At 70.5% G+C, this 17,538-nt stretch carries 22 protein-coding genes; 9 read left to right on the top strand and 13 right to left on the bottom strand.

All coding sequences use genetic code 11. From position 1 onward, the window contains the following. Positions 1-25: 25 nt before the first annotated feature. Positions 26-823 (top strand): 20S proteasome subunit A/B, encoded by a 798-nt coding sequence (locus KQ303_RS03290; protein ID WP_259729127.1) that lies wholly within the window; start codon positions 26-28, stop codon positions 821-823. Here the strand turns inward: KQ303_RS03290 and trpB are convergent. Then, the gene (gene trpB / locus KQ303_RS03295) at positions 808-2,067 is read right to left on the bottom strand and encodes a tryptophan synthase subunit beta (RefSeq protein WP_259729128.1); all 1,260 of its coding nucleotides are present in this window, start codon (positions 2,065-2,067) and stop codon (positions 808-810) included. The genes KQ303_RS03290 and trpB overlap by 16 nt on opposite strands. Before the next feature lie 78 nt (positions 2,068-2,145). Then, the gene (locus KQ303_RS03300; protein WP_094511718.1) at positions 2,146-2,412 is read right to left on the bottom strand and encodes a hypothetical protein; all 267 of its coding nucleotides are present in this window, start codon (positions 2,410-2,412) and stop codon (positions 2,146-2,148) included. 45 nt (positions 2,413-2,457) lie between these two features. Here KQ303_RS03300 and KQ303_RS03305 point away from each other — a divergent pair, with 45 nt between their 5' ends. Continuing rightward, on the top strand, positions 2,458-2,784 hold the full coding sequence (locus KQ303_RS03305; protein ID WP_094511722.1) for a translation initiation factor: 327 nt from the start codon (positions 2,458-2,460) through the stop codon (positions 2,782-2,784). Here the strand turns inward: KQ303_RS03305 and KQ303_RS03310 are convergent. Together KQ303_RS03310 and purE are read right to left on the bottom strand one after the other, a co-directional pair. After that, entirely contained in the window at positions 2,744-3,859 is a 1,116-nt protein-coding gene (locus tag KQ303_RS03310) for an AI-2E family transporter (protein ID WP_259729129.1), read from the bottom strand. The two genes, KQ303_RS03305 and KQ303_RS03310, sit on opposite strands and share 41 nt — an antisense overlap. A gap of 3 nt (positions 3,860-3,862) precedes the next feature. Further along, positions 3,863-4,360, bottom strand: a complete 498-nt coding sequence (gene purE / locus KQ303_RS03315; RefSeq protein WP_094512368.1) for a 5-(carboxyamino)imidazole ribonucleotide mutase — start codon at positions 4,358-4,360, stop codon at positions 3,863-3,865. Positions 4,361-4,491: 131 nt separating this feature from the next. Between purE and KQ303_RS03320 the strand changes: the two genes are divergently transcribed. From KQ303_RS03320 to KQ303_RS03330, 3 genes are read left to right on the top strand one after another with little or no spacing between them, the layout of a single operon-like run. Continuing rightward, positions 4,492-5,661 carry an N-acetylglucosamine-6-phosphate deacetylase gene (locus tag KQ303_RS03320; RefSeq protein ID WP_259729130.1) on the top strand — a complete coding sequence of 390 codons (1,170 nt, stop codon included), beginning with the start codon at positions 4,492-4,494 and terminating at the stop codon, positions 5,659-5,661. Positions 5,662-5,689: 28 nt separating this feature from the next. Then, a complete protein-coding gene (gene bchM, locus KQ303_RS03325; RefSeq protein ID WP_259729131.1) occupies positions 5,690-6,427 on the top strand; it encodes a magnesium protoporphyrin IX methyltransferase in 738 nt (245 codons plus the stop codon). Further along, positions 6,424-7,335, top strand: coding sequence for an NAD(P)-dependent oxidoreductase (locus tag KQ303_RS03330; protein ID WP_259729132.1), 912 nt, complete (start codon positions 6,424-6,426; stop codon positions 7,333-7,335). Before bchM ends, KQ303_RS03330 begins: the two co-directional genes overlap by 4 nt. A gap of 17 nt (positions 7,336-7,352) precedes the next feature. Here KQ303_RS03330 and KQ303_RS03335 read toward each other — a convergent pair whose 3' ends face one another. The 3 genes from KQ303_RS03335 to KQ303_RS03345 form a co-directional block, all read right to left on the bottom strand. Further along, complete coding sequence (locus KQ303_RS03335; RefSeq protein ID WP_259729133.1) at positions 7,353-8,339, bottom strand: RluA family pseudouridine synthase; 987 nt, start codon at positions 8,337-8,339, stop codon at positions 7,353-7,355. Positions 8,340-8,451: 112 nt separating this feature from the next. Continuing rightward, positions 8,452-9,291 (bottom strand): response regulator transcription factor, encoded by an 840-nt coding sequence (locus KQ303_RS03340; protein WP_259729134.1) that lies wholly within the window; start codon positions 9,289-9,291, stop codon positions 8,452-8,454. A gap of 59 nt (positions 9,292-9,350) precedes the next feature. Further along, positions 9,351-9,848 (bottom strand): hypothetical protein, encoded by a 498-nt coding sequence (locus tag KQ303_RS03345; protein ID WP_259729135.1) that lies wholly within the window; start codon positions 9,846-9,848, stop codon positions 9,351-9,353. A gap of 189 nt (positions 9,849-10,037) precedes the next feature. Between KQ303_RS03345 and KQ303_RS03350 the strand changes: the two genes are divergently transcribed. Next, positions 10,038-11,225, top strand: a complete 1,188-nt coding sequence (locus KQ303_RS03350) for a cysteine desulfurase family protein (RefSeq protein WP_259729136.1) — start codon at positions 10,038-10,040, stop codon at positions 11,223-11,225. On the opposite strand, the gene KQ303_RS03355 is transcribed toward KQ303_RS03350, so the two are convergent. Both KQ303_RS03355 and rsmH read right to left on the bottom strand, forming a co-directional pair. After that, on the bottom strand, positions 11,203-11,748 hold the full coding sequence (locus KQ303_RS03355) for a DUF456 domain-containing protein (RefSeq protein ID WP_259729137.1): 546 nt from the start codon (positions 11,746-11,748) through the stop codon (positions 11,203-11,205). The two genes, KQ303_RS03350 and KQ303_RS03355, sit on opposite strands and share 23 nt — an antisense overlap. Next, positions 11,748-12,641, bottom strand: a complete 894-nt coding sequence (rsmH, locus tag KQ303_RS03360) for a 16S rRNA (cytosine(1402)-N(4))-methyltransferase RsmH (RefSeq protein WP_259729138.1) — start codon at positions 12,639-12,641, stop codon at positions 11,748-11,750. Before rsmH ends, KQ303_RS03355 begins: the two co-directional genes overlap by 1 nt. Before the next feature lie 61 nt (positions 12,642-12,702). On the opposite strand from rsmH, the gene KQ303_RS03365 reads away from it, so the two are divergent. Both KQ303_RS03365 and KQ303_RS03370 read left to right on the top strand, forming a co-directional pair. Continuing rightward, entirely contained in the window at positions 12,703-13,887 is a 1,185-nt protein-coding gene (locus KQ303_RS03365) for an NAD(P)H-quinone oxidoreductase subunit H (RefSeq protein ID WP_259729139.1), read from the top strand. A gap of 71 nt (positions 13,888-13,958) precedes the next feature. Continuing rightward, positions 13,959-14,324: a DUF2752 domain-containing protein gene (locus tag KQ303_RS03370; RefSeq protein WP_259729140.1), complete on the top strand. Its 366-nt coding sequence runs from the start codon at positions 13,959-13,961 to the stop codon at positions 14,322-14,324. Positions 14,325-14,367: 43 nt separating this feature from the next. On the opposite strand, the gene KQ303_RS03375 is transcribed toward KQ303_RS03370, so the two are convergent. Next, on the bottom strand, positions 14,368-15,066 hold the full coding sequence (locus KQ303_RS03375; RefSeq protein WP_259729141.1) for a hypothetical protein: 699 nt from the start codon (positions 15,064-15,066) through the stop codon (positions 14,368-14,370). A 292-nt stretch (positions 15,067-15,358) separates the two neighbouring features. Between KQ303_RS03375 and KQ303_RS03380 the strand changes: the two genes are divergently transcribed. Then, positions 15,359-15,820, top strand: coding sequence for a thioesterase family protein (locus KQ303_RS03380; protein WP_259729199.1), 462 nt, complete (start codon positions 15,359-15,361; stop codon positions 15,818-15,820). Here KQ303_RS03380 and KQ303_RS03385 read toward each other — a convergent pair. The 3 genes from KQ303_RS03385 to KQ303_RS03395 are packed head-to-tail and all read right to left on the bottom strand — an operon-like array spanning position 15,817 to position 17,535. After that, positions 15,817-15,999, bottom strand: a complete 183-nt coding sequence (locus KQ303_RS03385) for a hypothetical protein (protein WP_259729142.1) — start codon at positions 15,997-15,999, stop codon at positions 15,817-15,819. The genes KQ303_RS03380 and KQ303_RS03385 overlap by 4 nt on opposite strands. Beyond that, positions 15,999-16,265, bottom strand: a complete 267-nt coding sequence (locus KQ303_RS03390) for a TM2 domain-containing protein (RefSeq protein ID WP_094511789.1) — start codon at positions 16,263-16,265, stop codon at positions 15,999-16,001. Before KQ303_RS03390 ends, KQ303_RS03385 begins: the two co-directional genes overlap by 1 nt. A gap of 25 nt (positions 16,266-16,290) precedes the next feature. Next, entirely contained in the window at positions 16,291-17,535 is a 1,245-nt protein-coding gene (locus KQ303_RS03395; protein ID WP_259729143.1) for an AMP-binding protein, read from the bottom strand. Positions 17,536-17,538 lie beyond the last annotated feature (3 nt).

Here is a 17,538-nt window from a genome sequence, read left to right on the forward strand (position 1 = left end):
GCCGGCGGCTTGAGAGCATGGCGCCATGACTTACTGCGTCGGTTTCCTGCTCAAGGAGGGTCTGGTGATGTGCGCCGACTCCCGCACCAATGCGGGGGTGGACTACATCTCCAGCTACCGGAAGCTGCACGTGTTCCAGCCGGCGCCTGACCGGCTGTTCGTTCTTCTGGCGGCGGGCAACCTGGCCACCACCCAGGCGATCCTCAACTGGATCCGCCGCGACCTCAGCGCCGCCGCCACTCCGGCGGCGGTGGGGGCGGCGGCCAGCGCTGCAGCTGATGACCGGACCGCCGGACCGGACCTGCTCAGCTGCCGCCATCTGTTCGAGGCGGCGGCCTACATCGGCCGCCTGAGCGTGGCGGTGCAGAACGAGAACGAGAGCGCCCTCAAGCAGGTGGGCGCGAGCGGTGAGGCCACCTTCATCCTTGGCGGCCAGATCGCCGGCAACGACCACGGCCTCTACCGGATCTACGCCCAGGGCAACGCGATCATGGCCACGCCGGAAACGCCGTTCCTGCAGATCGGCGAGAGCAAATACGGCAAGCCTCCCCTCGATGTGGTGGGTGACTACGGGATGTCGCTGGAGGATGCCACTCGCCTCTGCCTGATTTCCCAGGTGATCACCCGGCGCTCCAACCTCACGGTGGGGCCCCCGTTCGAGGTGGCGCTCTATCCGCGCAATTCGCTGGCCATCTCCCAGCACCTGCGCCTGGAGCGGGGCTCCAAGCTGCTCGGCGAGATGGCCCGGATCTGGGCAGACAGCCAGCGCGATGCGCTCAGCAACCTGCCCCGGCTGCCCTGGGAGCCTCAGCCGGCCAGCTGATCCCCCAGCCGGTCAGCCACGGTGTTCACGTCCTTGTCGCCGCGGCCGGAGAGGTTCACCACCACTTCGGTGCCCGGCGCCAGGGTGGGGCAGAGCTGCTCCAGCCAGGCGAAGGCGTGAGCGGTTTCCAGCGCCGGGATGATGCCCTCGAGCTCAGACACCAGGCGCAGGGCAGTGAGCGCCTCGTCGTCGGTGACGGCGGCATACTCCGCCCGGCCCACATCCCGCAGGTAGCTGTGCTCGGGGCCGACGCCCGGGTAATCCAGGCCGGCGCTGATCGAATGGGCCTCCTGCACCTGCCCTTCGCCGTCCTGCAGCAGCAGGCTCATGGCGCCATGCAGCACGCCGATCCGCCCTTCGGTGATCGTGGCGGCATGGCGGCCCGTGGCCACGCCCTCGCCGGCGGCCTCGACGCCGATCAGCCGCACGGAGGTGTCTTCCACGAACGGGTGGAACAGGCCCATGGCGTTGGAACCACCACCCACGCAGGCCACCAGCACATCGGGCAGACGGCCGAAGGCCTCCTGGCACTGGCGCTTGGCCTCCTGGCCGATCACGGCATGGAAATCACGCACAAGCATCGGGTAGGGGTGCGGGCCGGCCACCGAGCCGAGGATGTAGTGGGTGGTTTCCACGTTGGTCACCCAGTCGCGGATGGCTTCGCTGGTGGCGTCCTTGAGGGTGGCGGTGCCGGCGGTGACCGGCTGCACCGTGGCGCCCAGCAGGCGCATGCGGAACACGTTGAGCGCCTGGCGGCGCATGTCTTCGGCGCCCATGTACACCACACACTCGAGGCCGAAGCGGGCACAGACGGTGGCGGTGGCGACGCCGTGCTGGCCGGCGCCGGTTTCAGCGATGACCCGCTTCTTGCCCATGCGCAGGGCCAGCAGGGCCTGGCCGAGGGCGTTGTTGATCTTGTGGGCGCCGGTGTGGTTGAGGTCTTCGCGCTTCAGCCAGAGGCGCGGGCCTCCTTCCGGGCGGGCGTAGTGGGCGGTGAGCCGCTCGGCTTCGTAGAGCGGCGTGGGGCGGCCCACATAGGTGCGCAGCAGGTGGTCGAGCCGGCTGGTGAAGGCGGGATCGGCCCAGGCCTCCGCAGCCGCCAGCTCCAGCTCCGCCAGGGCGGGCATCAGCGTTTCCGGCACGTATTGCCCGCCGAAACGGCCGAAGCGCCCCTGGGGAGTGGGCCGCACGGACACCTGAAGGTCGGCGGGATTAGGGGAGAGCGGGGGGAAGGTGCTGGTCACCGGTGCCGGGCGGTATCGGGCCAGCCTAGGAAGCGGAAGTCGCTGCCACACTCCCGGGCGTCAGCGCTGCTGACCAGCTCAGGGGGGAAGCGGTGGTGGCGGCGTCAGCCGCGGCCAGGTCGACGGGGCACGCTGGCTGGGGGGACCGGCCGGCGGGACGCAGGGGGCCTGCCCGGGCACCACGAAGCGCAAGGCCCGCACCTGGCCCGGCGCCGGCGGCCCGGTGCCGCCGATGGCGGCGTCAGGCGGCGGCGAGGGAGTCAGCCCCGCCGGCGGGCAGGGCAGGGGTTGGCGCGTGTCCAGATCGAGGCGAAGCATCTCCAGACGGAGAGGTGGCAGGTCCATGCCCGGCAGGTGCGCTGTGATGGAAGCGTCGCCACCACGATCGCCATGGGCAAGGGAAGCTGGCAGGAATTCAGCCGCGCCGAGAGCACGGCACGGCCGGCGGGCCCGGTGTCCCCGGCCGCGCCCCGCAACCAGCAACGGGTGCGGGTGCAGCGCACCAAGGCGGGCAAAGGCGGCAAGACCGTCACTGCCATCACCGGCCTGGAGTTGCCGGAAGATGACGCCCGCACCCTGCTGAAGCAGCTCAAGGCCCGTGCCGGCACCGGCGGCACCCTCAAGGACGGGGTGATCGAGCTGCAGGGCGATCAGGTAGGGCCGGCGCTGGAAGCGCTCACGGCAGCGGGCTTCCGACCGAAGCAGGCGGGGGGGTGAGCGGCTGGGGCTCCGGCAGCCCCAGCCGCCGGGCCAGTTCATCGAGAAAGGTTTTCAGGCAGCTCGCCACCGGCACCGCCAGCAGCAGGCCCAGCAATTCACCGAGCCCCAGCAGGCTGCCCACCCGGGCACCCACCGGCAGGCTGAGCAGCAGCCAGGCCGGCTGCAGACCCACGATCTGGCCCATCAGCCGGGGCTGAATCACCTGATCCACCACCTGCCCCACGCTGATGGCCGCCACCAGCACCTCCACGCCTGTGCGGGGGTCTTCGAGCACCAGCAGGCCGCTCACCAGCAGGATCGTCAGCGCGCTGGCATAGGGAACCAAGGTGGTGAAGCCGATCGCCACGGCAAACAGCACGCCGTAGGGGATCTGCAGCAGGGTGAACACCACGATCTGCGCCACGCTGAGGATCAGGGCCAGCACCACCTGGCCGCCGAAGTAGCCGCGAAAGGTGGTGACCAGGGTGTTCAGGACCATCGCCCGCCAGCTGGAGGGCAGCCAGCGGGCCAGACCGCGTGGGATCGCCTCGCCGCCCACCAGCAGAAAAACAGCCAGCACAACCACGATCAAGGTGTTGATCGTGAGGTTGAGCGTGGCGCCGAGCAGCCCAAGCAGGCGCTGGCTGAGCTGGCTGGCGAACTTGGTGGAGCCGGTGAGCAGTTCGCTGCTGAAATCGCTGAAATCAGCGGGCAGGCCATGGGCGGCGGCCCAGAGCTGGGTCTGATCCAGCAGCATCTGCCCCTGCACCAGCCAGCCGGGCAGGGCATTGAGCAGATCGCCGAGCTGCTGCACCATCCGCGGCAGCAGCCAGAGGCTCGCCAGCACCAGCAGGGCAAGCCCCAGCCCGAGCACCAGGAGCAGCGCCAACACGCGCGGCATGCCGCGCTGCGTGAGCCAGCGGCTGGGGATGTCCAGCAGGAAGGCGATCAGGGCAGCGCCCAGGAACAGGGAGGGGAAGGGCGCCAGCGGCACCAGCACCTGCCGCAGCACGAACATGTTCAGCACCAGCAGCGGCAGTGTGAGCCCGAAGCGAACCCAGAGCGGCAGCGGCATGGTGAAGCGTTCAGCCATCGATCAGCTCCCCATGCCCTGCAGGTAGGCCGCGCTGCCCAGCTCCTGCAGACGCCGGTCCTTTGTGGTCACCTGGTCGTGGAGAGCACGGCGATGGGCGAGCACACGGTCAGCCAGCTCGGCATCGGCGGTGGCCAGGATCTGTGCCGCCAGCAGGCCCGCATTGGTGCCGCCACCGATCGCCACGGTGGCCACCGGGATGCCGGCCGGCATCTGCACGATCGAATGGAGTGAATCCACCCCAGACAGGGCGCGGCTCTGCACCGGAACGCCGATCACCGGCAGAGGCGTGAGCGCCGCCACCATGCCGGGCAGGTGTGCGGCACCGCCGGCGCCGGCAATGATCACCTTGAGCCCCCGGCCGGCGGCGGCTTCAGCGAAGGCCACCATCTCCAGCGGCGTGCGATGGGCGGAGAGCACGCGCACCTCCACCGCCACCCCGAACTGCTCCAGCACGGCCACCGCCGGCTGCAGCGTGGGCAGGTCGGAGTCGCTGCCCATCACCACGGCCACACGGGGACAGGCGGCCTGCCCAGGGCCGGCGGCAGCAGCGGAAGCAGACACAGCAACCACAGGGGGCAGGGCAGCGAGGATGGCATTCTCCCGCCGACCGCGGCCCGCCGCTGACGTTGATGCGCTGGCTCAGCAACGTTCGCCTCCCGGAGGCCGTGCCGCCCTGCAGCCCAGGGCGCTGGCGCGTCGGCGTGGACACGGCCGGAACGATCGCCTGCCTTGAACCACTCGATGCCGGCAGCGCCGCCGCCGGCGACGACTGGAACGGCGACTGGCTCAGCCCGGCCGGGGTGGACCTGCAGATCAACGGCGGGCTGGGACTGGCCTTTCCGGAGCTCACCGACGCGGATCTGCCCCGCCTGCTGGAGCTGCTGGAACTGCTGTGGCGCGATGGCGTGGAGGCGATCAGCCCCACCCTGGTGACCTGCGGCGTGGCGCCGCTGCGCCAGGCCCTGGCGGTGCTGCGGACGGCCCGCGCCCTTCCCGCCCCTGGCCGGGCCCGGCTGCTGGGGGCGCACCTGGAGGGTCCGTTCCTGGCGAAGGCGCGGCGGGGCGCCCACCCGGAGGCGCACCTGGCGCTGCCCAGCCTCGCGGCTCTGCAGGCGCGAATCGAGGGGTTCGAATCCGAGATCGCCCTGATGACGCTGGCGCCGGAGCTGGACGGGGCCGAAGCGGTGATCGCCGCCCTGTGTGCGCAGGGGATCGTGGTGAGCCTGGGCCACAGCGAAGCCAGTGAGCGGCAGGCGCAGCACGCCTTCGAGGCGGGCGTGGGCATGCTGACCCACGCCTTCAACGCCATGCCCGGCCTGCACCACCGGGCGCCGGGGCCGGTGGCGGCGGCGGTGCTGCGCGGCGACGTGGCCATGGGCCTGATCGCCGACGGGGTGCATGTGGCGCCGTCGCAGGCGGTGCTGCTGCAGCGGCTCGCACCCCAGCAGGTGGTGCTGGTGAGTGATGCCCTGACGCCCTACGGGCTGCCGGAGGGGCGGCACCGCTGGGACAGCCGCAGCCTGCTGGTGGAGAACGGCAGTTGCCGGCTGGAGGACGGCACCCTGGCGGGGGTGACGCTGCCGCTGCTGGAGGGCGTGGTGCGGCTGGCGGGCTGGAGCCGGGCGCCGGGCGCGGCGATCGCCGCGGCCACCGTGCTGCCCCGGCGCGTGCTGGGTGATCACCGCCCCGTGCAGGAGCTGCTGCTGGGTCAGCCGCTGGCGGAGACCCTGCGCTGGAGCGGGGGCGACGTAGACCCCCTGCGCTGGCGCCGTGCCGGCGAAGCCACCCGCACTCCTTAGGATCCGGCCACCCACACCCCCCGAGCGCATGGCCGCCGAACCGCTCCTGGACACTGACGCGGCGCCCACCACCAGCGAGAAGGCGGCGGAGAAGCTGGAGGTGCGCGACTACTTCAACAGCACCGGCTTCGAGCGCTGGAATCGCATCTACAGCGACAGTGACGACGTCAACAAGGTGCAGCGCAACATCCGCATCGGCCACCAGAAGACGGTGGATCAGGTGCTGGCCTGGCTGCAGGAGGAAGGCGACCTGGCCGGCCGCAGCTTCTGCGACGCCGGCTGCGGGGTGGGCAGCCTCAGCCTGCCGCTGGCCGGCCTGGGGGCCGGCAGCATCTCGGCCAGCGACCTCTCGGACGCCATGGTGCAGGAAGCTGGTCGCCGCGCCGCCGCCGCCGGCATCGATCCGGCCCGGCTGACCTTCCACACCTCCGATCTGGAGAGCCTCAGCGGCCGCTACGACACGGTGGTGTGCCTCGATGTGTTCATCCACTACCCCCAGGCCGCCGCCGAGGAGATGGTGCGGCATCTGGCTGGTCTGGCAGAGCGGCGGCTGATCGTGAGCTTCGCCCCCTACACGCCTCTGCTGGCGTTGCTCAAGGGGATCGGCCAGCTGTTCCCCGGCCCCAGCAAGACCACCCGCGCCTACACCCTGCGTGAAGACGGCATCGTGGCCGCCGCCGCCGCCGCCGGCTTCCAGCCGCTGCGCCGCAGCCTCAATCAGGCGCCCTTCTACTTCTCCCGCCTGATCGCCTTCGAGCGGGCATGAGGGCCGCCACCGAGGCTGCGCCGCCAGCGGCGTCAACGCCGAAGCGGGAGCCGGTGGCCTTCATCGGCCTCGGCGCCCTGGGAGCGCCGATGGCGGCACGGCTGCTGCAGGCGGGTCACCCGCTCACCGTGCACAACCGCAGCCGTGAGCGGGAGCTGCCGCTGGCAGCAGCCGGCGCCCACCGGGCCGCCTCGGTGCCACAGGCTGCCGCCACTGCTGCGGTGCTCTGCCTCTGCCTCAGTGACGACCGGGCCGTGCAGGCGGTGCTGCTGGAGCAAGCGCTGGCGGCCCTGACCCCCGGCGCCTTGGTGATCGACTTTTCCACGATTGCTCCCGCCACCAGCCGCGCCCTCGCCGCCCGCCTGGAGGCCGATGGGATCACCTACCTCGATGCACCGGTGACCGGCGGCACCGAGGGGGCCCGCGCCGGCAGGTTGGCGGTGCTGGTGGGCGGCAGCGCGGCGGCGCTGGAGCGGGCACGGCCGCTGCTGGAGGCGGTGGGGAGTTCGATCAGCCACTTCGGCCCCGTGGGCGCCGGCCAGCAGGCCAAGGCGGTGAACCAGGTGCTGGTGGCCGGCAGCTATGCCGCCGTGGCCGAAGCGATTGCCCTGGGCCGACGGCTTGGACTGCCAATGGCAGCGGTGTGCGCCGCGCTTGAGGGGGGTGCGGCCGGCTCCTGGGCCCTGCGCCACCGGGCGGGCAACATGCTCAGTGATCACTACCCGCTGGGCTTCCGGCTCGCCCTGCACCGCAAAGACCTGGCGATCGCCCTGGCGGAAGCGGCCGCCGCCGGGCTGGAGTTGCCGCTCACCGCCCAGGTGGCCGCCATGGAAGACACGCTCATCGCCGCCGGCCACGCCGAAGAGGATGTATCGGTGCTGGCCCGCTGGTTCGAGGCCGGCCACTGAGCGCCGGCCACTGAGCATCAGCCGCCAGCTGCCGGGGCGAGCTCCAGAGCTGGCGGCAGCGGCGCCTCCAGCTCCAGCCAGGTGCCTTCGGGCCGGGGCAGCACGAGCCGATGGGCGTGCAGCTGGTAGCCCCCCAGGCCCGGCAGGGCCTGGGGGCGGGCCTGGCCGCCGGGCAGGTAGAGGGGATCGCCCAGCAGCGGCGTGCCGACGCTGGCGGCATGGATACGGATCTGATGGGGGCGGCCACTGCGGATCGCCACCTCCACCAGGTGGGCCTGCGGGCGCACCTGCAGCAGGTGCAGTTCGCTCCAGGCCGGCAGGGGCGCCGCGGCAGAGTCCGCAGCGGAGGCGGCCGCCCACACCTGGCCCAGCAGTGGATGGGGCCAGCGGCCGATCGGCGTGTGGATCTCCAGCCGCTCGCCCACCGCGATCGGCAGGGGGCCTGCCTGCGTGAGTGCGCGGTAGAGCTTGCGACAGCCGCTCTCGGGTGCAGCGGTGCTCTCGCGCAGCAGGGCGCTGAGCCAGGCGCGGCTGGCCGGCTGGCGGGCCAGGACCAGCAACCCGGAGGTGAAGCGCCCGAGCCGATGGACGGGCCGGGGCACGCCAGTGGTGGCAGTGGCGGCCGCGTCCCGATGTCGCCGCTCGATCAAACGCAGCACGGTGTGCTCCAGGAAGCCGCCGGCCGGCAGCACCGGCAGGCCGCTGGGCTTGTCGATCACCAGGATGTCGCCGTCGTCATGGACGACCTGCCACTGATCCGGCACCGGCGGCTCGTGCCAGGGGGGCCGATGCCACGCCAGCCGATCCCCCGGCGCGAGGCTGCCATCGGCCCGGAGTTGCTGGCCGTTCCTGTGGATCTCGCCGGCCTCCAGCCGCGCCTGCCATACCTGTTGATCGGAATGGCGGTAGCGGGCGGCGTAGAAGGCGGAGATGCATAGGCCCGCCTCGCCGGAAGCCACTCTGTCGGTGTAGATCCAGCCCTGGTTGAGCGACCCTGCAGGCACGGGCTTCAGGGGGATGGAGGTGGAGGAGCAGCTGGTCGAGGCGTCAGCTGGTGGTTGAGCCGCAGCCTGCCGGACGGCAGCCGGAGCCGGGTGGTGGCGGCCGATAGCTACCTCATTCCACCAGGCTGTTTTCGAGGGCGTAGCGGACCAGTTCGGTGCGGCTGGTGGTGCCGGTCTTGGTGAACAGGCGGCTCACGTACTTCTCGACGTTGCGGATCGAGGTTTCCAGACGGCGGGCGATCTCCTTGTTCATCAGGCCTTCGGCCACCAGCTGCAGCACGCTCGCCTCGCGGGGCGTGAAGTCGAGCTTGACGCCGGTCGGCGCCTTCTTGCCGCCACCCCCCTGCAGCAGCGAGCGGATCTCGGTGATCTGGCGCGCCATCTGGCCGATGTCGGCATCGGCGTAGCGGGCGGCCTCGGCCAGCAGCCGCTCCTGGCGCCGCACCATGTTGCGCACCCGGGCCACCAGCTCGTCGGGATCGAACGGTTTGGGGATGTAATCGTCGACGCCCGCCTGGAAGCCCTCGATGCGGTCGGCGGTCATGCCCTTGGCGGTGAGGAAAATCACCGGCGTACCCCCCAGCCGCTCATCGCCCCGCAGGCGCCTGAGCAGGCCGTAGCCATCGAGGCGGGGCATCATCACGTCGGTGAGCACCACATCCGGCACGATCTCCTGCGCCACCTTCCAGCCTTCTTCGCCATCGTTGGCGGTGACCACCTCGAAGCCTTCGTCCTGCAAGTAGGCCTGCACCGCGGTGCGCAGCCCCGGCTCGTCGTCGACGAGCAGCAGGCGCGGCGGCTGGGCGGCCACGGGGGCAGCGGTGCCGGCCACTGCGGAACTGGCAACCGTGGAGCTGGCCTCGCCGCCGGCGGTGGACTCCAGACCCTGCGCCAGGGGCTGGTCCGGGGCGGCGTCGCCGTCGGGTGCGGCTGCTGGGATGGCTTGGCTCATGGACCCACCGGTGGTGCCGGAAATCTATCCAGGGCCGCCAACCCGGCTGCGAGGCGGCTTCAGAGCGATCCCGCCGGCAGGTATTGCTCCCGTTCCTGCAGGTTGCCGCTGTAGCCCAGCTGCAGCGCCACGGCCCGCAGCCCGGCCGGGTCCTGGCCCGCATGCTGCGGGTGGCAGGAGGCCCACCACACCAGATGGTCCTTGCGGTTGACGCTGGTGATCACCCCGCCCGGGTTGAGCTGGCGCAGGATCAACTGGCGGCCGTCGTTGGTGACCCGCATCGGCGCCGTGGCGGAGCAGCCGATCGTTTCACTGCGCACCTTGACGTCGTTCGGCAGCTCCTCCCACACCTTGATGCGCAGCAGGCCGGGGCGAGCCGGATCAGCAGTGACTGCATAGACCCCCAGCGCCTGCACGCCCCCGGGCACCACACGCTCCACCAGCAGCGCCATGCCCGGCGGGCGGTTCTGGGAAGGGATCAGCACCGGCAGGCCCTGGCCATGGGCCGCGGCCACCACCAGGACCATGGAGCTGAGGGCCAGTGCGCAGCGAGGCATCAGCAGGAGAGCGCAGGGGCAGGACAGCAAGCCAAGGATCTGGCGCCTGCCGCCATTCTCCACGCTTCTTCCCGGCCAGCGCGCCCACATCGAAGCCACAACGCCGCTGTGATCGTGCGGCGCCACTGCTACAAGGGATGCTGGGTCGCCGCAGCGTCCCGACCCTTCTTCCCAGCCCCAGGCGATCCCGTGACCCATCCCTACCTGGACTACCAGGCCACCACCCCCTGCGAGCCGGCGGTGGTGGAAGCGATGGCGCCCTACTGGAGCGAGCTGTTCGCCAATCCGTCCAGCCGCCTGCACCGGCCGGGGCTGGAGGCGGCCACGGCGGTGGAGCGGGCGCGGGAGCAGCTGGCGGCGCAGCTGGGGGTGTCGATCGAGCGCGTCGTGTTCACCAGCGGCGCCACCGAAGCCAACAACCTGGCGCTCAAGGGGCTGGCGGAAGCGCGGCAGCACCTGGGCCGTCACCTGATCACGGTGGCCACGGAGCACAAGGCGGTGCTCGACACCATGCGCGAGCTGGAGCGGCGCGGCTTTGCTCTCACCGTGCTGCCGGTGGGCGCCGATGGCCTGCTGGATCTGGGCGATCTGGTGGCGGCGCTGCGCCACGACACGATCCTGGTGAGCGTGATGGCCGCCAACAACGAAATCGGCGTGCTGCAGCCGCTGGCGGCGATCGGTTCGCTCTGCCGCGCCAGCGGTGTGGCGTTTCATTGCGATGCCGCCCAGGCCTTCGGCCACCTGGCGCTGCAACCCGACGCCCTCGGCATCGATCTGCTCAGCATGAGCGCCCACAAGTTCTACGGGCCGAAGGGCATCGGCGCGCTGGTGGTGGGCGAAGGACTCACGCTCAACCCTCAGCAGCACGGCGGCGGCCAGGAAGGGGGCCTGCGGGCCGGCACCCTGCCGGTGCCGCTGATCGTGGGCATGGCCAAGGCCGCCACGCTCGCCCTGGCCGACCGGGAGGAGCGCGAGGAGCGGCTCGGCGCCCTGCGGCAGCGGCTGCTGCACGGCCTGCTGGCGATCGAGGGCGTGGCGGTGAACGGCAGCCTTGAGCAGCGCCTGGCTCACAACCTCAACGTGCGCATCGCCGGTGTCGATGGCAACCGGCTGCACAGCCTGTTGCGGCGCCAGCTCACAGTGAGCGGCGGCTCGGCCTGCAGTGCCGGCAGCCCCTCCCATGTGCTCGCCGCCTTGGGGCTCGACCGCGCCGCGGCGGCGGCCTCGGTGCGCTTCGGGCTGGGCCGCGGCACCACCACGGGCGACATCGATCAGGCGATCGCCGCTGTGGCCGCCGCCGTGGCGGAGCTACGCCAGGCGCCCGCCGCGGTGACCGCGCTGGAAACGGAGGCGCTCAAGGCGCCAGCACCGTGCTGAGCAGCACAAAGCCCGCCACCCCCAGCAACGCCAGCAGGAACTGAGCCAGCCGGCTCACCAACATGCCGGCCACCACCGCCAGCCCCACGAGCAACGCACGGCGCAGCCGCTCCAGCCCCAGCGGCCCCAGCGCCGACGACGCCGACACCAGCTCCCCGAGGGTGGCCCCCAGCAGCGGTCCCACCAGGGCACCGAGCAGCGGTCCGCCCACCGGCAGGGCGGGCAGCAGCCCCAGCAAGCCCACCACCAGCCCGAGGCCGGCGCCGATGTAGGCCCAGCGGGTGGCCTGCAGACGGGCCGCCCCCAGCACCACCCCGAGCGCGTCGGCCCCCCAGCCCAGCAGCAGGATCAGGCAGGCCAGCAGCAGGGTGGGCCAGGCGGTGCTCCAGCCCGCCGCCCACACCCACAGGCCGGCCCCGAGCGGCAGGAAGATCAGCCCCGGCAGCACGGGCAGCAGGGTGCCGGGAATGGCCACCAGCTGCAGCGTGAGCGCTACCCACCACAACGCATCGAGCGAAGCCATCAGCGCCTTGCCGCCAGCCGCAGCTTGGCGGAGCGGCTGCGGGGATTGGCCTCCTGCTCTGCCTCCGTGGCGATCAGCGGCTTGCGCGTGCGCCGCTCCAGGCGTTCATCGCTCAGAAAGGCCGTCTTGACGCGGCGATCTTCGAGCGAATGGAAGCTGATCACCGCCAGGACACCGCCCGGCAGCAACCACTGCGGAGCCTGCTGCAGGAAGCGGTCGAGGGCGCCGAGCTCATCGTTGACGGCGATGCGCAGGGCCTGGAAGGTGCGGGTGGCGGGGTGAATGCGGCCGCGCCGGGCCGCTGGCGGGTAGCAGCCGGCCACCAGGTAGGCAAGGGCGCTGGTGCCGCCGCCCGTTCGGTCAGCGGGGCTCCAGGGGCGCTGCTCGACGATGCGGCGGGCGATCCGCCGCGAGAGCCGTTCCTCGCCGTAGGCATAGATCAGATCCGCAAGGTCCTTCTCGTCGAGGCGGTCGAGCAGCTCGGCGGCACTCTCGCCGGCGCTGGTGTTCATGCGCATGTCGAGGGGGCCATCGGCGCGGAAGCTGAAGCCGCGCTCCGCCACATCCAGCTGTGGACTGCTCACGCCCAGATCGGCCAGCACCCCGTGCACCGGAGCGGCGGGGGCGTAGGCGGCGAAATTGGTGGCGATCAGGCGCACCCGCTCGCCGAACGGGGCCAGCCGCGTGGCGGCGGCGGCCAGGGCGGTGGCGTCCTGATCCAGGCCGATCAGCTGCAGGTCGGGGTACGCCTCCAGCAGCAGGGCGCTGTGGCCGCCACCGCCCACGGTGGCATCGATCACGGTGGCGCCAGGAGGCAGGTCGCTGAAGGCCGCCAGCACGGCATCGGCGAGCACCGGCAGATGGTGGAACCCGGAGGGGGCGTCTGGCGGCAAAGGCCCTGGTTGCGGCGATCCCTTCCTAAGATCCTGCGGATCGCTCGCCCGCCCCGGCGCCATGACGCAGCTCGAAACACGCACCGAGCCGATGGTGGTGAACTTCGGGCCTCACCACCCCTCGATGCACGGGGTGTTGCGGCTGGTGGTGACCCTCGACGGCGAGGACGTGGTGGACTGCGAACCGGTGATCGGCTACCTCCATCGCGGCATGGAGAAGATCGCCGAGAACCGCACGAACGTGATGTTCGTGCCCTACGTGAGCCGCTGGGACTATGCCGCCGGCATGTTCAACGAGGCGATCACGGTGAATGCGCCGGAACGGCTGGCCGACATCCCGGTGCCGAAGCGGGCCAGCTACATCCGGGTGCTGATGCTGGAGCTCAACCGCATCGCCAACCACCTGCTCTGGCTGGGCCCGTTCCTGGCGGATGTGGGCGCCCAGACCCCTTTCTTCTACATCTTCCGCGAACGGGAGATGATCTACGACCTCTGGGAAGCGGCCACCGGCCAGCGGCTGATCAACAACAACTACTTCCGCATCGGAGGCGTGGCTGCCGATCTTCCCTACGGCTGGCTGGAGAAGTGCCTCGATTTCCTCGATTATTTCGGCCCAAAGATCGACGAATACGAAAAGCTGATCACCAACAACCCGATCTTCAAGCGCCGGATCCAGGGCCTCGGCGTGATCAGCCGTGAGATGGCCATCAACTGGAGCCTGTCGGGCCCGATGCTGCGCGCCTCCGGCGTGCCCTGGGATCTGCGCAAAGTGGATCACTACGAGTGCTACGACGACTTCGACTGGGACGTGGCCTGGCGCACGGAAGGCGATTGCTACGCGCGCTATCAGGTGCGCATCGAGGAGATGCGCCAATCCCTCAAGATCCTGCGGCAGGCCTGCAAGGGAATCCCCGGCGGCCCCACCGAAAACCTGGAGGCCAGGCGCATGAGCGAGGGCAAGGGGGGTGAATCCTTCGGCTTCGACTATCAGTACATCGCCAAGAAAGTGGCCCCCACCTTCAAGATCCCTAGTGGTGAGCTCTACGCGCGGCTGGAATCCGGCAAAGGGGAGCTGGGCGTGTTCATCATGGGCAACGACGACGTCACTCCCTGGCGCTGGAAGATCCGCGCCGCTGATTTCAACAACCTCCAGATCCTGCCCCACATCCTCACCGGGGCCAAGGTGGCCGACATCATGGCGATCCTCGGCTCCATCGACGTGATCATGGGCTCAGTGGATCGCTGAGCAGCTCCCGCCGCCGTGATCTGCAGCGGAGCCGGCGCCAGCGCTGGCTCGATCAGCTGCGGCGCTGCGGGGTGGCCCTTCCTGCCCTGCTCACCGGTTACCTCTGGCTGAAGGGCTGGCACGCCGGCCTGCCGGGACTGTCCTGTCCGCTGCGGGCGCTCACGGGAATTCCCTGCCCCACCTGCTTCCTCACCCGTGCCACGGCAGCCGCTCTGAACGGCCAGCTGGCCACCTCAGTGCAGCTGCACGGCTTCGGGCCGCTTGCCGCAGCCGCCCTGGTGGTGTGGTCGGTGGCAGCGCTTCGCAGTGGTCAACTGGTGCCCCGGGCTCTGAACGGACGTCATCTGGTGCTGGCCGCCGCGGCATTGCTGCTCTACTGGGCCGCACGGATGGTGTTCAGTTACGGGCTCGGTCTACCTGCGTTTCCAAGCGGGTAGCCCACTCCACCTCAGCGGATATGGGCGTGATGCTTCCGGGGAGCTAGCTGATGGCTCCCTGGTGATACGCGGAGTTCTGGATGTAGAAGGTTCCCACCGGCACGGCCACGAGAGCTCCGAGGCCACAGGTGCAGACGGAAACAAGCAGCACCACTAGCCAGGTGAGCAGCTGGATGCCGGCAAACGTGCGACCGCGCGGTGAGCGATACACCGCCTGGAACGAGGACGCGAAGGCCTCCACGATCGGCTGATCACTGAGGAAGATCCTGTTCACGAACACCGGCGTCACCAAGGCCACGGCAATACCGGGCAGGATGCAGAGCAGGAAGCCCACGGTGGTCACGACCGAAAACAACGCACCGGCGAGGAGGTAACGCAAGGGCCGCTGCAGCAGGGCGCGGAAGGCCACCTGAGAGGAAATGTTCTCGCCGCTGTCGTAATGCATGGCGGGCACGGCCACGAACAGCACCCCCACCAGATTGGAGAGGATCGCGAACGGCACCTGGGAGAGATTGCCCAGCCAAACGGCCAACGACCCCACGGCTTCAGCATCGGTATTGCCGCCGGCCAGACCGATTCCGATCAACGAAAAGATCACCGATACGACAAAGCCGATCACAGCGATGACGATGGTGGCCACCCAGATCAGCAGGATGGTGGGGATGTGGGCCACAAACGCCGCCCAGGCCTTGTTGATGCTGGGCGGCTCGTAAGCGATCTCGGCGGCCAAAAGAAAAAACAACGCACTGAGGGGAACGTAGTCGTGGTGACCACAGCCGACAACAGACCTGTCATGAACGGCGGAAATCTCCCGCCCACAAGCAAGCACGACACGGCGCTGCAGGCCTCGTCCGCCACTCCGGCGGCGTGCGTGGCTTGACCACCACGCCGGCTTTATGGGGCGGCCCACCAGGATGGTCAGACGGCGGGATGGATGGAGGAAGGTGGTGCAGCCAGGGGAGGGTGCGATCAACCCGGAGGTGGGGGAACCCGGCACCCGCCAGGATCCCGCCGACTGGCTGGAGCTGCGGCGAATGGTGCGCTTCGGCGACACCGATGCCGCCGGCGTGATGCAGTTCCACCAGTTGCTGCGCTGGTGCCACGAAGCCTGGGAGGAAAGCTTGGAGCGCTTCGGCATTGCGGCCGCAGAGATCTTTCCGACCCCCGCCACCACGCCCGCCCGCGCGCTGCCGGTGGTGCACTGCGACGCCGACTACCGGCGGCCCCTCGTCTGCGGCGCGCCCCTGCGGATCAGGCTGGAGCCGCAGCGCCTGGAGGCATCGAGCTTCGAGGTGGCCTTTCGCTTCACTTCTGAAGGGCGTGAAGTGGCGCGGGCCCGGCTGCGCCATGTGGCGATCGATCCAACGGTCCGGCAACGGCAGGCACTACCGGAAGCGGTCGAACGGTGGCTTGCGGCCTCAGCACCGGCTGCGTCATCAGCTTCTGCAGCGCCAGTGGAGCCGGCAACACCACCAGCGGAGTCCGCTCCGGGCTAGCGGCCGAAGACCCACAGCAGCCCCGCCAGCTGGAGCGGCAGCAGGGAAGCGATCAGGGTGAGGGGATGGAGCGGTACCAGCGCGAGCCCGGGAGCCAGGCTGACGCTGGCCACGCCTCCCACACCAAGCACCACGAGCAGCAGGGCTCGACGTGCTGTGCCGGCGCGTTGCTTCGCCATCAGAACCACTCCTTCTGGGCATCGATATAGGTGGCCTTGAAATCCTGAGGGGTGGCGGCGAGATAAATGATGCCTTCGATCAGGCCGATCACACCCATCACGAAGCCGCCGAACCCGCAGGTGAGCACAGTGACGAGCAGCATGATGATGCCGGCCTTGGTGTAACCGAGCATGAACTTGTGAATGCCAAGCGCACCAAGAAAGAGCCCCAGCAGCCCTGCAACCAGTTTCTTGTTGGCGATTTCGGAATCAGTCAGGTCAGCCATCGGTGGCAGTCAACGCGCACCCTCTTTAGCGGGGTTCGGGGTTGATTTCATGCTGTTGCCGCAACCATTCATGCCAGCGCGGCCGCTGCCACTTGCCCGTGGCGGTGCGCGCCAGGGATGTGCAGGTCCACCAGTGCAGCGGCCGCTCGGCCGGCGGCAGGCGGCGGGCGAGCTCCATCAGGCCTTCGCGCAACGGCGCAGCAGCTCCGACTGGCAGCGGGCGGACCAGGGCCACCAACCGCTCCCCCCAGAGAGGATCCCGCACCGGCAGCAACAGCAGATCCGCCAGCGGCAGGCCGGCGGCGGCGGCCAGCCGCTTCAGCCGCTGCTCCACCTGCTCGGGAAACACGGTTTCGCCGCCGCTGTGGATGGCGCCGTCGAGCCGGCCCAGCACCTGCAGACCGGCCGGTGTGAGCTGCCCGGCATCGCCGCTGGCCCACCAGCCATCGCCGCCGGGTTCAGCGAACGGGCGCAGGCCGCTGCCGTCGGCGGCCAGCCAGCCCGGGCTGAGCCGCCCGCAACGCAGTTCGATCGCGCCATTGGCGGGGTTCAGGCGCAGGGTCACATCGTCGAGGGGGTGGCCGCAGCCCCCATCGCCGGCCAGAAAGCGCTGCGGCGGCAGCGCCGTGACCATGGCGGCGGTTTCGGTGGCCCCATAGCAAGGGGCGAGGCGGATCTCCTCGCGCCGGGCCCAGGCGGCCAGATCCGGAGCCAGGGGAGCCCCACCCGTCCAGATCACTGCCAGGCCCCGCAACCAACGCCGCCCTGCCGGATCCGCCAACAGGCGCTGCAGCTGGGTGGGCACCAGCGACAGCAGCACCGGACGATCCGTCGGCAGAGGCACCGCCTCCGGCAGCTCAGCGGGCGCGCGCAGCAGCTGCGGCGGCAACCAACGCCACTGGCCGCCCCACTGCCGGGCACGCAGCACCGGCATCAGGCCGCTCGTGTGCTGCAGCGGCAGCGGATTGAGCTGCAGGCAGCCGGCGGGATCGAGGCCCAAGGCCTGCAGCCAGGCGGCCGTGGCGCGGGCCGAAGCCTGCAGATGGGCCAGCGGCTGCACGCACCAGCGGCGCCCGCCACGGCTGCCGCCGCTGCCGATCACCACCCCCGGCGCCGCCAGCGGTGGGCAGCCGGCCATGGCTGCCACCAGCTCTTCCCCTTCCCCTGCCGCACACAACCCCACCAGCTGCCCCCGCTGCCAGGCGGCCAGCAACCGGGCCACCTGCGGCTCAGGCGCCACCTCGGCGTGCACTTCGATGCTGAGGGCCATCGT

It is taken from the genome of Synechococcus sp. CS-1333 (genome assembly GCF_025128015.1).
Classification (GTDB): Bacteria; Cyanobacteriota; Cyanobacteriia; order PCC-6307; family Cyanobiaceae; genus MW101C3.